We start from the raw sequence: 14,910 nt of genomic DNA on the forward strand, positions 1-14,910 counted from the left end.
GAAATAACCATGCTGATGAACACTCCACGCTTCACGCTCAAACCATTGGTGGCAACGATTTCTCGCCACCGTTTTGTTCCGTTGTATCTGGTGGCCATGGGGATGGGCGCCGGGACTGTGCAGGCGGCCGAGGACGACAACGCTAACGTCCCGGCAGCTGCGGCGGTGGTTGCGCCGACCACGCAACTGCAACGGGTGGAAGTGACCGGTTCGGCGATTCGCCGGGTCGATGCGGAAACGGCGGTGCCGATCACCATTCTCAAGGCCGATGAGCTGCGCAAACAGGGCGTGACCACCACCGCCGAACTGGTGCAGCGCATCACCGGTAGCCAGTCGATCAACAACAGCGCAGGCTCCGTGGGCGCAGCCACTGGCGGCGCCTCATTCGCCGACATGCGCGGCATCGGCGCAAACAAGACGCTGGTGCTGCTCAACGGTCGACGCCTGGCCAACAACGCCTTGTCGGGGACCAACTCGGCCGGCGGCGCGGTGGATCTGAACATGATCCCGTTTGCCGCCATCGAACGTGTGGAAGTGCTGCGCGACGGCGCCTCGGCCCTGTACGGCACCGACGCCATCGGCGGCGTGATCAACTTCATCACCAAGAAATCCCTGACCGACGGCCAATTGACCCTCGGCGGCGAAACCCCGACCCACAGCGGCGGCGGTGCAACCAAAGACATGAGCGCCAGTTGGGGCTACGGCGATCTGGAAGAAGACCGTTTCAACGTCCTCGGCGTGTTCAACTACAACAAGCAGCAGAACCTCGACGCCAACGACCGCTCCTTCGCCACCGACTACGCCCCCGGTCGCGGCCTCGATCAGACCTCCGGCACCGCGTTCCCCGGCAACTACAGCCAGAACGGCAACGCCACCAACCCGCTGGCCAACAGTAATTGCAACGGCCCCAACCTGATCGCCCGCGACGGTTTGTGCCGCTTCAGCACCCGCGAATACATCGACCTGGTGCCGCAAACCGAGAAGACCTCGTTCTTCGGCAAAACCACTGGCAAGCTCGGCGACGATCACAACGTCAATCTCGAATACTTCTGGTCGCGCAACAACAACGCCACGGCGATCGGCCCTGCGCCGTTGACCGGTCTGAGCCTCGATTCCTCGTCGCCCTACTATCCCGGCAACGGCATCACCCCGGCGCCAACCGATTTCGCCCTCGACCCGACCCAACCGGTGGACGTCAACTGGCGTGAAACCGCTGCCGGCCCGCGTGAATCGAAAGACCAGAACACCAGCCAGCGCTTCCTGCTCAGTTTCGATGGTCTGGTTGGCGGCTGGGATTACAACGTCGGCGCCTCGTACAACCAGAACAAAATCGTCTCCAGCGTCACCAGCGGTTTTGTCAGCGATCAGGCGATGATCAATGGTCTGGCCAGTGGTTTGCTAAACCCGTTCGGCCCGCAATCGGCGGCCGGTCAGCAGTACATCGACAACGCGGCGTATCACGGCGCCTATTCCACCGCGGTGGGCCGTGTAGCCGGTTTCGATGGTCGTATCAGTCGTGAAATCGGCGACTGGTTCGGCGCAGGTCCGGCCGGTCTGGCCCTGGGTGGCGAGTACCGCAAAGAGAAATTCCATCAGGATTTCGAGTCGTTCGCCGGCGACATCCAGAGCCTCGGCATCGACCCGGCCGGCAGCGTCGAAGGCGACCGCAGCGTGAAAGCCGCCTACGCGGAAATCAACGTACCGGTGCTCGACAGCCTCGAACTGTCCGCCGCCGTGCGTCACGACAAATACAGCGACTTCGGCAGCACCACCAACCCGAAATACTCGTTCCGTTATCAGCCGTTGAAAGAGCTGGTGGTACGTGGCGCCTACAGCGAAGGCTTCCGTGCGCCGTCGCTGTATGAGTTGTATTCGCCGCGCAGCATCACCTTCACCCAGGGCTACTACAACGACCCGGTGCTGTGTACCGGCGGTGTGGTGCAACCGGGCGGCAACGGCGGCCGCGATTGCGGTCAGCAGTTCCTCAATCAGATTGGCGGCAACGAAGACCTGGCCCCGGAGAAGGCGCGTAACGTGACCCTCGGCTTCGTGTATCAGCCGATCAACAACCTCTCGGTGGGTCTGGATTTCTGGTGGATTCACATCTCCAACCAGATCCAGCCGTTCCCGGAATCCACCGTGTTTGATCAGGCCGGTTCCTACCCGGACCGCTTCGTGCGCAACGCCGACGGCACGCTCAACTACATCGTCACCGGCAACGCCAACCTCGGCATCGTCGAAACCAACGGTGTCGATGTGTCGCTGGACTATCGCTTCCCGAACACGCCGTACGGTCAGTTCGGACTGGGGCTGCAAGGCACTTATGTTGACGAGTACGACTTCCAGAGCACCATCAAAGGCCCGTTTACCGACAAGGTCGGCGACTTTCAGGGTGACGGCGTGATCGCCCGCTGGAAGCACAACCTCACCGGCAGCTGGACCTTCGGCGCGGCGCGGGCAGCACTGACCAACCGTTTCACCACGGGTTACAACGACTACGACCGCGACACCCACGCGCGCGTGGCGTCGTATTCGGTCTGGGATCTGTCGGCCGGTTACACCTTCAACAAGGTGCTGGATGTCGATGCCGGGATGAAGAACGTGTTCGACCGCAACCCGCCGTTTTCCAACCAGGCCTACAACTTCCAGAGCGGCTATGACCCGCGCTACACCGACCCGCTGGGCCGTACTTTGTTTGCGCGCATGACTTACCACTTCTAAAGAACGAGCACCATAAAACCCTGTGGGAGCTGGCTTGCCAGCGATGGCGTTGTATCAGTCGACATTTACTTCACTGACATACCGCTATCGCTGGCAAGCCAGCTCCCACATGGGGGCCGGGTTTCTTCAGGGATTTTCAGGGTGACTTCATGAGTTTTTTGCGCAACATGGCGGGCCTGCTTTTGGGCAGTGCGCTGTTATGCACCGGCACTTCGGCGCTGGCCGGCGGCAGTTATGCGCTGACGGTGTACGGCGAAGCGCCGAAGTATCCGGCGAACTTCGAGCATTTCGATTTCGTCGATCCCAAGGCGCCCAAGGGCGGTTCGCTCAGCCGTGCGTCGATGGAGATCGGCCAATACAACTACATCAGCCCGTATGCCGATCAGGGCATTTCCGTGGTGCAGGTCAACGACTGGGTGTATTCGCCATTGGCGTTCCGCTCGCTGGACGAGCCGTACACCGTTTATGCACTGGTCGCGCAGCAGATCGAGCGCGACCCCGATGGACTCTGGGTGCGCTTCACCCTCAATCCACAAGCACGTTTCGCCGACGGCACGCCGATCACCGCTGAAGACGTGCGCTACACCTTCAACCTGTTGATGACCAAGGGCAGCCTGAGTTATCGCCAGCAATACGCCGATGTGCAGGACGTGCTGATCGACGGCCCACGACAGGTGCGCTTCACCTTCAAGAACAACCTCAACCGCACCCTCGCACTGGATCTGGCGACGATGCGCGTGGTCCCCGAACACTGGTGGAAAACCCGCGACTTCGCCAATGGCGGCGGTTTCGAGCCACCGCTGGGCAGCGGCCCGTACCGGGTGAGCAAGGTCGACGCCGGGCGCAGTATCAGTTTCGAACGTGATCCGGACTGGTGGGGCAAGGACTTGCCGGTCAGTCGCGGCATGTACAACTTCGACACGCTCACGGTGAATTTCTACGGTGACACCGACGTCGCCCGGCAACTGCTGCAGGCCGGCGCGTTCGACTACAACCGCGAGTTCTCCTCGTCCGGTTATGTGGTCGGCTATGACAGCCCGGCATTGCGCGACGGTCGTTTGCAACAGTCGATCCTCGCCCCGGACAAACCCACCGCCGCTCAGGGCTTCGTGTTCAACCTGCAGAACCCGTTCTTCAAGGATCGCCGCGTGCGTCAGGCGATCAGCCTGCTGTGGGATTTCGAGTGGACCAACAAACAGATGATGCGCGGCTTCTACGTGCGCCAGAACAGCTTCTGGCCGAAGAGCGAAATGGCCGCCACCGCCCTGCCTGACGCCGAAGAATTGAAGATCCTCGAACCGCTGCGTGGGCAGATTCCCGACGAGGTTTTCACCACGGTGTACCAGGCACCGAAAACCGATGGCAGTGGCTACATCCGCGACAAACAACTGCAAGCGCTGAAGCTGCTCGCCGAGGCCGGCTGGACGCCGCAACACAATCGTCTGGTCAACGCTGCGGGTGAGCCGCTGGAGTTCACTTTCCTCGACGGTCAGGGCGGCTTCGATCGCATGTTGCTGCCGTTCAAACGCACCCTCGCGCAGATCGGCATTACGCTCAATCTGCGCCGGATCGATTCGGCGCAATACATCAACCGCCTCAACGCCCGCGACTACGACATGATCGTCGTCGCTTTCCCGCGCAGCGGCGATCCGATCGTCTCTCCCGGCCGCGAGTTGTACAGCCTGTACGCCTCGCAAAGCGCCACGCAAGTCGGCAGTTCGAACTCGATGGTGCTGGCCAATCCGGCGGTCGATCAACTGATTGACGGACTGGTCCAGGCCAACAGCCGCGAAGCCATGGTGCATTACGCCCGCGCCCTCGATCGGGTGCTGCAATGGGGTTACTACATGATTCCCAACTACTACTCCAAAGGCACACCGACGGTGTATCAAAACCGCTTCGGCATGCCACCCGTGCAACCGGCGTATGACGAAGGCCTCAACACCTGGTGGGAGGTAGCGGCCAAGGCGCTGACCACCCAGCAGATGCACTCTCAACTCGCGGGGGGCCAGTGACATGCTGCGTTATCTGAGCCGACGATTGCTGCTGATCATCCCGACGCTGCTGTGCATTCTGGTGGTGAATTTTCTGATTGTGCAGGCCGCGCCAGGTGGGCCGGTGGAGCAAGCCATCGCCCGCTTGCAGGGCTTCGGCGGGCACAGCATGGGCGGTGGTGGCGAGGTTGCGGCGGTTGGCGGCGCGGGTCGCAGCAGCCGTGGTCTCGACCCCGCGCTGATCGAGGAAATCAAACACCATTACGGCTTCGACAAACCCATGCACGAACGCCTGTGGCTGATGCTGAAAAACTACGCGCAGCTGGATCTGGGCAGCAGTTTCTTTCGCGGCGCCAAGGTCACCGATCTGATTGTGCAGAAGTTGCCGGTGTCGCTGTCGCTGGGCTTGTGGGCGACGTTGATCACCTACATGATTTCGATCCCGCTGGGCATTCGCAAAGCGATCAGGAACGGCAGCGCGTTTGATGTCTGGAGCAGCACGGCGATCATCATTGGCTACGCGATGCCAGCGTTTCTATTCGCGATTCTGTTGATCGTGGTGTTTGCCGGTGGCAGCTACGTCAACTGGTTTCCGGTGCAGGGGCTGGTCTCGGATAACTTCGACAGCCTCAGCACGATGGGCAAGATTGGCGATTACCTCTGGCACCTGGTGTTGCCGGTGACGGCGCTGGTGATTGGCGGCTTCGCCACGTTGACGATCCTGACCAAGAACAGCTTCCTCAACGAGATCAGCCGCCAGTACGTGATCACCGCCCGGGCCAAGGGGCTGACCGAGAGGCGCGTGCTCTATGGCCACGTGTTTCGCAATGCGATGTTGTTGGTGGTGGCCGGAGTGCCGTCAGCACTGATCGAGGTGTTTTTCGCCGGCTCCCTGCTGATCGAAACCATCTTCAACCTCGACGGCCTCGGGCGCATGAGTTACGAAGCGGCGGTGTCGCGGGATTACCCAGTGGTGTTCGGTGCGTTGTTCCTGTTCACCCTGTTCGGCCTGTTGATCAAGCTGATCGGCGACCTTTGCTACACCCTGCTCGACCCGCGCATCGACTTCTCGGCGAGGACTGCCTGATGTTCACTCTCTCCCCTCTTGGTCAGCGTCGCGTGGCTCAGTTTAAGGCCAACCGCCGTGGACGCTGGTCGCTGTGGCTGTTTATCGGTTTGTGCCTGATTTGTCTGGGCGGTGAGTTGATCGCCAACGACAAGCCGTTGGTGATCCGTTATCACGACGCTTTTTACTTCCCGATCCTCAGCGATTACCTGGAAACCGATTTCGGCGGCGAGCTGCCGTTTCAGCCGGATTACGCCAGCAGCTACGTGCACAAACTGATCGAGGATCAGGGCGGCTGGATGCTGTTTCCGCCGATCCCGTTCAGTTACGACACGGTCAATTACGACCTTGCGGAGCCGGCACCGAGCCCACCGTCCTCAAGCAATTGGCTGGGCACTGACGATCAGGCCCGCGACGTGTTGGCGCGGGTGATTTTCGGCACGCGGATTTCGATTCTGTTTGCACTGATTCTCACCGGCATCAGTGCGTTGATCGGCATCGTTGCCGGGGCGTTGCAGGGTTATTACGGTGGCTGGGTCGACTTGCTCGGGCAACGGGTGCTGGAGATCTGGTCGGGGTTGCCGGTGCTGTACCTGCTGATCATTTTGTCCGGGTTCGTCTCGCCGAGTTTCTGGTGGTTGCTGGGGATCATGGCGCTGTTTTCCTGGCTGGCGCTGGTTGATGTGGTGCGCGCCGAGTTTCTGCGTGGACGCAATCTGGAATACGTCAAAGCCGCGCGAGCGCTGGGCCTGACCGACAACGAGCTGATGTGCCGGCACATCCTGCCCAACGCGATGACCTCCACCCTCACCTACCTGCCGTTCATTCTCACCGGCGCCATCGCCACCCTGACTGCGCTGGATTTTCTCGGCTTCGGCATGCCGGCCGGCACCGCGTCGCTGGGCGAGTTGATCGGACAGGCCAAGCGCAATCTGCAAGCGCCATGGCTGGGGCTAACGGCGTTTTTTGCTTTGGCGCTGATTTTGTCGTTGTTGGTTTTCATCGGTGAGGCTTGCCGTGATGCATTTGATCCCCGGAGCTGACATGAACGACAACCTGATTGAAATTCGCGATCTGCGCGTCGCATTCGCCGGACAAGAAGTGGTGCACGGTTTGAACCTGGATATCCGCCGCGGCGAGTGCCTGGCACTGGTCGGAGAGTCCGGCTCAGGCAAGTCGGTGACCGCGCATTCGATCCTGCGTTTGTTGCCGGGCAAGAACGTCAGCAGCAGCGGCGCGATCCGCTACAACGGCGTGGACTTATTGCACGCCAGCGAGCAGCAGATGCGCGGCTTGCGCGGCAACCGCATTGCGATGATTTTCCAGGAGCCGATGACCTCGCTGAACCCGCTGCACACGGTGGAAAAGCAAATCAGCGAAGTACTGGAGATTCACAAAGGCCTCAAGGGCCGCGCTGCCCGTGAACGGACGTTGGAGCTGTTGGAACTGGTCGGCATTCGCCAGCCGTTGCAGCGCTTGAAAGCCTATCCGCATCAACTTTCCGGTGGTCAACGGCAACGGGTGATGATTGCGATGGCGCTGGCGAATGAGCCGGAATTGTTGATCGCTGACGAGCCGACCACGGCGCTCGACGTCACGGTGCAGCAGAAGATTCTTGAGTTGTTGATCGAGTTGCAGCAACGCCTCGGCATGTCGCTGTTGCTGATCAGTCACGACCTCAATCTGGTACGGCGCATCGCGCAACGGGTATGCGTGATGCGCCATGGTGAAATCGTCGAGCAGGCGGATTGCGAGGCGCTGTTTCGCGCGCCGCAGCATCCTTACAGTCGGTTGTTGATCGAGGCCGAACCGAGCGGTGCGCCGGTGCCCAGTGAGTACGACCACAACCTGCTCGAAGTCGATGATTTGAAGGTGTGGTTTCCATTGCCCAAGGCGTTGTTCAGTCGCCAGCAGGATTACATCAAAGCCGTGGACGGCGTGAGTTTCACCCTGCAACGCGGCAAGACTTTGGGGATTGTCGGTGAGTCGGGTTCGGGTAAATCGACGCTGGGTCAGGCGATCCTGCGGTTGGTCGAGTCCGAGGGCAATATCCGTTTTGGTAACAAGCAACTGAGCTTGCTCAATCAACGTTTGATGCGGCCGTTGCGGCGGCAGATTCAAGTGGTGTTCCAGGACCCGTTCGGCAGCCTCAGCCCACGGATGTCAGTGCAGCAGATTATTGCCGAAGGCTTGCTGACTCACGGTATCGGCACTGAGGCTGAGCGGGAAGCGGCGGTGATCCGGGTGCTGGAGGAAGTCGGCCTCGATCCGCAGAGCCGCCATCGTTATCCCCACGAGTTTTCCGGTGGCCAGCGCCAGCGCATCTCCATCGCCCGCGCACTGGTGCTGGAGCCGGCGCTTATTCTGCTTGATGAGCCGACCTCGGCGCTGGATCGCACGGTGCAGAAACAGGTGGTGGAGTTGTTGCGGCAATTGCAGATCAGGCATGGGCTGACCTATTTGTTCATCAGCCATGATCTGGCGGTGGTACATGCGCTGGCGCATGACTTGATGGTGATCAAGGATGGCAAGGTGGTTGAGCAGGGTTCTTCACGCGAGATTTTCGCCGCACCCAAACACCCCTACACCCAAGAGCTCTTGAACGCCTCCGGCCTCAAGCCCGACACAAAACCCTGTGGGGGCTGGCTTGCCAGCGATGGCGCCGGGTCAGTCGACATCCCCTTCGCTGACCCACCGCTATCGCTGGCAAGCCAGCTCCCACAGGTATAGAAGTGATCCAAAAAATATTTTTCAGGCACTGCATCCAAACGCCTCCGTCACGGGTAGTCCCTGTAACAGCCCTCTTCGGCTGTCAGCGGTCTACCCTTTTCGGAGATAACACTGATGAACATCACCCAGCTGATTGGCCTCACCGGTTTGCTCGCCCTGTCCTCGACAACCTTCGCCCAAAGCAGTTACCCCGACGCGATCAAAGTGCCGGACGGCCACAAGATTGCGATGGAAACCACCGGCGTCGGCGAGATCACCTACGAGTGCCGCGACAAGCCCAACGCGGCCGGGCAGACCGAGTGGACGTTTGTCGGTCCGAAAGCGGTGCTCAATGATCGCAGCGGCAAGCAGGTCGGCACCTACTTCGGCCCGCCAGCGACCTGGCAGGCCAAGGACGGTTCGAAAGTCACCGGCACGCAACTGGCCGTGGCGCCGTCGACTCCGGGCAACCTGCCCTATCAACTGGTCAAGGCCAACCCCGCCGAGGGTAAAGGCGCGATGAGCGGCGTGAGTTACATCCAGCGTGTCGCGCTCAAGGGCGGCGTGGCACCGGGCAGTGAATGCACGACGGCGAACAAGGGCAAGCAGGAAGTGGTGAAGTACCAGGCTGATTACATTTTCTGGGCGGCGAACTGATCTCCGGAACACCACAAATCCCCTGTAGGAGTGAGCCTGCTCGCGATAGCGGTGTATCAGTGAAGAATATGCTGCTGATACACCGCTATCGCGAGCAGGCTCACTCCTACAAGGGGAATTATGTGTTCTGGATGTTTACGGAATGTGAGCTAGATTGCACGACATGCCTTTAGCCGAATCCGTTTTCGATTACGAAGCCCATCTCGCTGCCTGTGCCCGTGGCGAGCGTGCGGCCCTGCGCGATTTGTATGTGCAGGAAGGCCCGCGTCTGCTCGGCGTGGCCAAGCGCCTGGTGCGCGATACGGCGCTGGCGGAGGACATTGTTCATGAGGCCTTCATCAAGATCTGGAACGGCGCGGCGGGGTTTGACCCGGCGCGCGGTTCGGCGCGTGGCTGGATGTTCAGCGTGACCCGGCATCTGGCGCTGAATCTGCTGCGTGATCACGGCCGGGAAACGCCGTTCAGCGAGGCCCACGAAACCGCTGCGGACGATGCCAGCTTCGACGCCCACGCGCATTCGGCGCGCATCTACCATTGCCTTGAACAGCTGGAGCCACAACGGCGCAGTTGCGTCCTGCATGCTTACGTCGACGGCTACAGCCACGCGCAAATTGCCGCGCGCCTCGACACGCCGCTGGGCACCGTCAAAGCGTGGATCAAGCGCAGCCTCAATGCCTTGCGGGAGTGCATGGGATGACCAGCGAATCAGCGCAAGAACGGGATGAACTGGCCGGCGAATATGTGCTCGGCACGCTGTCGTTCGAACAGCGCAGCGAGGTGCAACGGCGTTTGCCGAATGATCCGCAATTGCGCGCAGCGGTAGACGCCTGGGAGCGGCGTCTGCTGGAGCTGACGGATCTCGCGGAGCCGCAGCAACCCTCGGCGCAGTTGTGGCAACGCATCGAGCGCAGTATCGGGCGACTGGCGCGGCAAGCACCTTCAACTTCATGGTGGAACCTGCTGCCGCTCTGGCGTGGGTTGAGCGCAGCCGGTTTGGCCGCGACGTTGATTCTGGGTTCTATCCTGCTGACCCAGACCACGCCGAAACCCAGCTATCTGGTGGTGCTGGTTGCGCCGCAGGACAAAGCCCCGGGCTGGGTGATTCAGGCGAGCAATTCGCATGAAATTCAACTGATCCCGCTCGGCGTGGTTGAGGTACCAGCCGACAAGGCTCTGGAATTCTGGACCAAGGCTGACGGCTGGCAGGGGCCGGTTTCGCTGGGGCTGGTCAAACCCGGGCAGGCCTTGTCGGTGCCGCTGGACAAGTTACCGCCGCTGCAACCCAATCAGCTATTCGAGCTGACACTTGAGGGCGCCAATGGCTCGCCGATCGGCAAACCGACCGGGCCGATTCAGGCGATCGGGCGTGCGGTGAAGGTGCTGTGAGGCTCTGATCTGCGGGTTCCGGCAACCATCATCGGCATCGATGTTCACCATCACGGCAATGAAGTTCTCATAAAAAATCCCGGGCGTAACATCTGCTCCATACCAACCAACAACACCCCGGAGCACACCATCATGAAACGCCAAACTCTTCTCGGCATCGCTTTCTCGGTCTTCGCTATCAACGCTTTCGCCGCTACCCCGGCCCACACCATGATCGCCGAAGGCGGCTCGGACAAACTGATCGAAAGCCGTGTGGCTGAAGGTGGTTCGGATCGTCTGATCGAACGTCGCGTTGCTGAAGGTGGCGCTGATCGTCTGCTGGAACGTCGCGTCGCCGAAGGTGGTTCGGATCGTCTGATCGAACGTCGCGTTGCCGAAGGTGGCTCGGATCGTCTGATCGAACGTCGCGTTGCCTGATGATTGGCTGTAAGCGCAACAACCCAGAGAAACCCGGCTCCCTTGGCCGGGTTTTTTATGTCTGCCTGATTTATCCGGCCTTGGCCATGCAGCGCTTGTAGCGCTCGTCCACGCGCTTGGCGAACCAAGCTGTGGTGAGTTTGCGGGTGATCTTCGGGCTCTGCAGCACGATCCCAGGCAACACCGCGCGCGGCAGCTTTTTCCCCTCCGCTTGCTCCGCCAGTTCGAACACTCGCTGATAGAGCTTGGTCTCTTCGAATTCCAGGGTTTTGCCCTCCTCCAATTGGTCGCGAATCGTCGGGTTGCGCATGCCCAGCGACTTGCCGAGGGTGCGCACCGCCAGTTCCGTGCCGCTGGGCATGATCGAGTCGTAGCGGATCAGGTCGCCATCGAGCGCCAGCGGGATGCCCGAAGCGCGGCTCACCGCATTCTGAAACGCGGCATTGCGACTGGCGTACCAACCGGCGTTGAAATCGGCAAACCGATACAGCGGCTCGCGATAACTCACCGGATAACCGAGCAAATGTGCGATGCCGAAATACATGCCACCACGGCGGCTGAACACTTCACGGCGGATCGTGCCGTCAACCGGATACGGATAATCCTTGGCGTGCTGTTCGGCAAATTCGATGCTGACCTGCATCGGCCCGCCGGTGTGCACCGGGTTAAAACCGCCGAACAGCGTACGGCCCATCGGCACCCGGCCGATGAAGTCGTCGAAAATACCACTGAGTTCTTTCTCACTGCGCGCCGTATTCAAGCGTTCGCTGTAGGTCCTGCCGTTGGTTGAGCGCACTTGCAGCGCGCCGCTGACCAACAAGCTGGGGATGTGCACTTTGGCGGCGCGACGGTCGATTTCGTCGCGAGCGATTTTGCCCAGGCCTGGCACCGTGGGGTCGGCCTGGAAGGTCGATTCCTGCTCGGCCACGGCCAGCACCGAGCAAAGATTTTGCGTGGTCGGGCTGATGTTCTGCGCGGCAAACGCGGCGTAGATATCGGTGGCCCAGCCTTGGCGATCGGCAGTCTTGGCCGGCATCAGCCGCACGATCTCGGCCTTCACTTCAGCAGGCGCACGGGGCACCGGCTCGGTACTGCGTTGCCCCGCGCAACCGGCGAGCACCAGCAGTACGGCGAGCGTGATCGGTAATTGAAAGTTGTGCATGAAGCTTTATCCAGTCCGTTAAGCCCAAACCACCATACACAATCCGTGTAGGAGCTGCCGCAGGCTGCGATCTTTTGATTTTAAAAAACAAGATCAAAAGATCGCAGCCTGCGGCAGCTCCTACAGGTGATGTGTGTTTTGAGAGGGTGATGACAAACTGATTGCAAAACGTTACTGAGAAAACCTATCATTTGCGCCTGGAGTCGCATTTGCGCAAGGAGTTCCCGCGCCGCCCTTATTTTTCTCACCGGCCGTGCGCCTCCAGGTATCTACATGCCCGTTCCAGCTCGACTCGCCGTCCCGTTTCGCCCGACGCTTCTCGCCCTGCTGTGTTCCCTGACCATCACCGCCCAAGCCGCAGAAGGCGATACCAAAGCGCTGGTGCTGGACGACGTCAACGTCAACGCCCAAGCCCCGACGCCCAACGCCCTGCCCCCGGTTTACGCGGGTGGTCAGGTCGCCCGTGGTGGTCAACTCGGCGTGCTCGGCAATCAGGACATGATGGACGTGCCGTTCAGCGCCGCGTCCTACACCGAACAATTGATTCAGGATCAGCAGGCCGAAGACGTCGCCGACGTGCTGCTCAACGATTCCTCGGTACGTCAGGCGTCCGGTTACGGCAACCAGGCGCAGGTCTTCATGATCCGTGGCTTGCCACTGAACGGCGACGACATTTCCTATAACGGCCTGTACGGCGTGCTGCCCCGGCAGATCATTTCCACCGATGCCCTGGAGCGCGTGGAAGTTTTCAAAGGCCCGAACGCCTTTATCAACGGCGTGACCCCGACCGGCTCCGGCATCGGCGGCGGCGTCAACTTGCAACCGAAGCGCGCCGGCGATGTGCCGCTGCGTCGTTACACCACCGACATCAACAGCGAAGGCCGTATCGGTCATCACTTCGACATCGGTCAGCGTTTCGGTGAAGACAACCGCTTCGGCGCCCGGATCAACCTGTCCCAGCGTGAAGGTGACACCGGTATCGATCACGAGAACCAGCGCTCGAAACTGTTTGCCATCGGCCTCGATTATCGCGGCGACGCCCTGCGCCTCTCCGGCGACTTCGCCTACCAGAAAGAACGCGTCAACGGTGGTCGTAACTCGGTCAACCTCGGCACTGCCACGCACATTCCAGACGCGCCCTCGGCCGACACCAACTACGCGCCGAAGTGGGGCTACACCGACATCGAAGACACCTTCGGCATGCTTCGCGCCGAGTACGACCTGAACGACAACTGGACTGCCTACGCCGCTGGCGGCGCCAAGCACACCCGCGAAGTCGGGCGCTACAACTCGACCACGCTGGTCGGTAACAACGGCGCGTCGTTCACCACCGGCTCGTTCATTCCGCACGACGAAGACAACACCAGCGTGATGGCCGGCCTCAACGGTAAATTCAACACCGGGTCGGTCAGCCACAAGCTCAACTTCGGCCTGACCGGCATCTGGGCCGAGCAGCGCAGCGCCTATGATTTTGACCTGACCCAATACGCCAACAACATCTACCACCCGGTGCAAACGCCGTCGCCGGTGGGCAACTTTGCCGGCGGCGACTTGAATGATCCCGGCATCGTCGGCAAGACCTTCAACCGCAGCATCGCACTCTCTGACACCCTCGGTTTCTTCGATGATCGCCTGCTGGTCACCGCCGGCCTGCGTCGCCAGCAACTGGTGGTGCAAGGCTACAACTACGCCAGTTGGGGCAGCGGCGGTCGCAAGTCGAGCTACGACGAATCGATCACCACACCCGTCTACGGCGTGGTGTTCAAGCCGTGGGACCATGTGTCGTTCTACGCCAACCACATCGAAGGTCTGGCCCAGGGCCCGACTTCGCCGACCAGTTCCGGTGGTTTCCGTGTCACCAACGGCAACGAAGTCTATGCGCCGAAACGCTCCAAGCAGACCGAAGTCGGGGTGAAAGTCGACATGGGCACTTACGGCGCCAGCCTGGGTGTTTATCGCATCGAACAGCCGAGCGATGGTTACTGCGAAATCGACAGCGCCACCACCTGCACCTACGTGCGTGAAGGCGAGCAGATCAACAAAGGCGTGGAAATGAACGTGTTCGGCGAACCGATCAATGGTCTGCGCCTGATCAGCGGTCTGACCCTGATGGACACCGAACTGAAGAACACCCTCAATGGCGCCAACGACGGCAACCGTGCGATCGGTGTGCCGACCTTCCAGTTCAACGCCGGTGCGGATTGGGACGTGCCGGGTCTGCAAGGCGTGGCGCTGAATGCGCGGATGCTGCGTACCGGCGGTCAATACGCTGACGCGGCGAACAACCTCAGCCTGCCGACCTGGAACCGCTTCGATGCGGGGGCGCGTTATGCGTTCAAGGTGTCGGAGAAGGACGTGACCGTGCGTCTGGGCGTGGAAAATCTGGCGAACAAGAAGTATTGGGAATCGGCTCAGGGGGGGTATCTGACTCAGGGTGAGCCGCGGGTGGCGAAGTTGTCCGGGACTATTGATTTCTAAGGCTGAAAAGCCCCTCATCGGAACGCCGCCCGCCTAACCCTCTCCCAGAGGGAGAGGGGACTGACCGTGGTGTTCTTGCAAGTTACACCGACCTGAAATATCGAGTCGAACTCAAGTCTTAAAAAACACACAAATCGGCTCCCTTTCCCCCTCGCCCCCTGGGGGAGAGGGCTGGGGTGAGGGGGTAAATTTCACTACCGCCAATACCTTCCCGCCGAACACCCAAAAAAGGCCCCACAGCCTCACCGCTGCGGGGCCGTCTTCCGTCTGGCCGATCAACTGGCCAGCCTCTCCTTCTGATCCATACTTGCTGCACAGCA

10 protein-coding genes and 1 pseudogene are annotated in these 14,910 nt (G+C 60.7%); 10 read left to right on the forward strand and 1 reads right to left on the reverse strand.

The genetic code is table 11. The features are described from left to right. Positions 1–9: 9 nt before the first annotated feature. The 9 genes and pseudogenes from J0G10_RS19945 to J0G10_RS19985 form a co-directional block, all read left to right on the forward strand. Positions 10–2,721: a TonB-dependent receptor gene (locus J0G10_RS19945; RefSeq protein WP_220556532.1), complete on the forward strand. Its 2,712-nt coding sequence runs from the start codon at positions 10–12 to the stop codon at positions 2,719–2,721. Positions 2,722–2,870: 149 nt separating this feature from the next. Beyond that, positions 2,871–4,736 (forward strand): extracellular solute-binding protein, encoded by a 1,866-nt coding sequence (locus tag J0G10_RS19950; RefSeq protein ID WP_220556533.1) that lies wholly within the window; start codon positions 2,871–2,873, stop codon positions 4,734–4,736. Between the two features lies 1 nt (position 4,737). Then, complete coding sequence (locus J0G10_RS19955) at positions 4,738–5,802, forward strand: microcin C ABC transporter permease YejB (protein ID WP_220556534.1); 1,065 nt, start codon at positions 4,738–4,740, stop codon at positions 5,800–5,802. Next, on the forward strand, positions 5,802–6,824 hold the full coding sequence (locus J0G10_RS19960) for an ABC transporter permease (protein ID WP_220556535.1): 1,023 nt from the start codon (positions 5,802–5,804) through the stop codon (positions 6,822–6,824). Before J0G10_RS19955 ends, J0G10_RS19960 begins: the two co-directional genes overlap by 1 nt. A 1-nt stretch (position 6,825) precedes the next feature. Beyond that, a complete protein-coding gene (locus J0G10_RS19965) occupies positions 6,826–8,511 on the forward strand; it encodes an ABC transporter ATP-binding protein (RefSeq protein WP_245397988.1) in 1,686 nt (561 codons plus the stop codon). Between the two features lie 114 nt (positions 8,512–8,625). Next, positions 8,626–9,147: a DUF3455 domain-containing protein gene (locus tag J0G10_RS19970; protein WP_093433916.1), complete on the forward strand. Its 522-nt coding sequence runs from the start codon at positions 8,626–8,628 to the stop codon at positions 9,145–9,147. 163 nt (positions 9,148–9,310) lie between these two features. Beyond that, positions 9,311–9,844, forward strand: coding sequence for a sigma-70 family RNA polymerase sigma factor (locus tag J0G10_RS19975; protein ID WP_095124429.1), 534 nt, complete (start codon positions 9,311–9,313; stop codon positions 9,842–9,844). Continuing rightward, positions 9,841–10,533, forward strand: a complete 693-nt coding sequence (locus J0G10_RS19980; RefSeq protein WP_220556536.1) for an anti-sigma factor — start codon at positions 9,841–9,843, stop codon at positions 10,531–10,533. The genes J0G10_RS19975 and J0G10_RS19980 overlap by 4 nt, the downstream gene beginning before the upstream one ends. Positions 10,534–10,665: 132 nt before the next feature. Further along, positions 10,666–10,947, forward strand: a pseudogene (locus J0G10_RS19985) (hypothetical protein); the annotation flags it as partial. A gap of 73 nt (positions 10,948–11,020) precedes the next feature. Here J0G10_RS19985 and J0G10_RS19990 read toward each other — a convergent pair. Further along, positions 11,021–12,112, reverse strand: a complete 1,092-nt coding sequence (locus J0G10_RS19990) for a DUF1615 domain-containing protein (RefSeq protein ID WP_220556538.1) — start codon at positions 12,110–12,112, stop codon at positions 11,021–11,023. Between the two features lie 273 nt (positions 12,113–12,385). On the opposite strand from J0G10_RS19990, the gene J0G10_RS19995 reads away from it, so the two are divergent. After that, complete coding sequence (locus J0G10_RS19995) at positions 12,386–14,590, forward strand: TonB-dependent receptor (protein WP_220556539.1); 2,205 nt, start codon at positions 12,386–12,388, stop codon at positions 14,588–14,590. Positions 14,591–14,910 lie beyond the last annotated feature (320 nt).

Origin of the sequence: Pseudomonas germanica, assembly GCF_019614655.1 — a bacterium.
Taxonomy (GTDB): Bacteria; Pseudomonadota; Gammaproteobacteria; order Pseudomonadales; family Pseudomonadaceae; genus Aquipseudomonas; species Aquipseudomonas neuropathica.

Coding starts and splice junctions, on each gene's coding strand:
- J0G10_RS19945 (WP_220556532.1), top strand. CDS start 10: ATGCTGATGAACACTCCACGCTTCACGCTCAAACCATTGGTGGCAACG.
- J0G10_RS19950 (WP_220556533.1), top strand. CDS start 2,871: ATGAGTTTTTTGCGCAACATGGCGGGCCTGCTTTTGGGCAGTGCGCTG.
- J0G10_RS19955 (WP_220556534.1), top strand. CDS start 4,738: ATGCTGCGTTATCTGAGCCGACGATTGCTGCTGATCATCCCGACGCTG.
- J0G10_RS19960 (WP_220556535.1), top strand. CDS start 5,802: ATGTTCACTCTCTCCCCTCTTGGTCAGCGTCGCGTGGCTCAGTTTAAG.
- J0G10_RS19965 (WP_245397988.1), top strand. CDS start 6,826: ATGAACGACAACCTGATTGAAATTCGCGATCTGCGCGTCGCATTCGCC.
- J0G10_RS19970 (WP_093433916.1), top strand. CDS start 8,626: ATGAACATCACCCAGCTGATTGGCCTCACCGGTTTGCTCGCCCTGTCC.
- J0G10_RS19975 (WP_095124429.1), top strand. CDS start 9,311: ATGCCTTTAGCCGAATCCGTTTTCGATTACGAAGCCCATCTCGCTGCC.
- J0G10_RS19980 (WP_220556536.1), top strand. CDS start 9,841: ATGACCAGCGAATCAGCGCAAGAACGGGATGAACTGGCCGGCGAATAT.
- J0G10_RS19990 (WP_220556538.1), bottom strand. CDS start 12,112: ATGCACAACTTTCAATTACCGATCACGCTCGCCGTACTGCTGGTGCTC.
- J0G10_RS19995 (WP_220556539.1), top strand. CDS start 12,386: ATGCCCGTTCCAGCTCGACTCGCCGTCCCGTTTCGCCCGACGCTTCTC.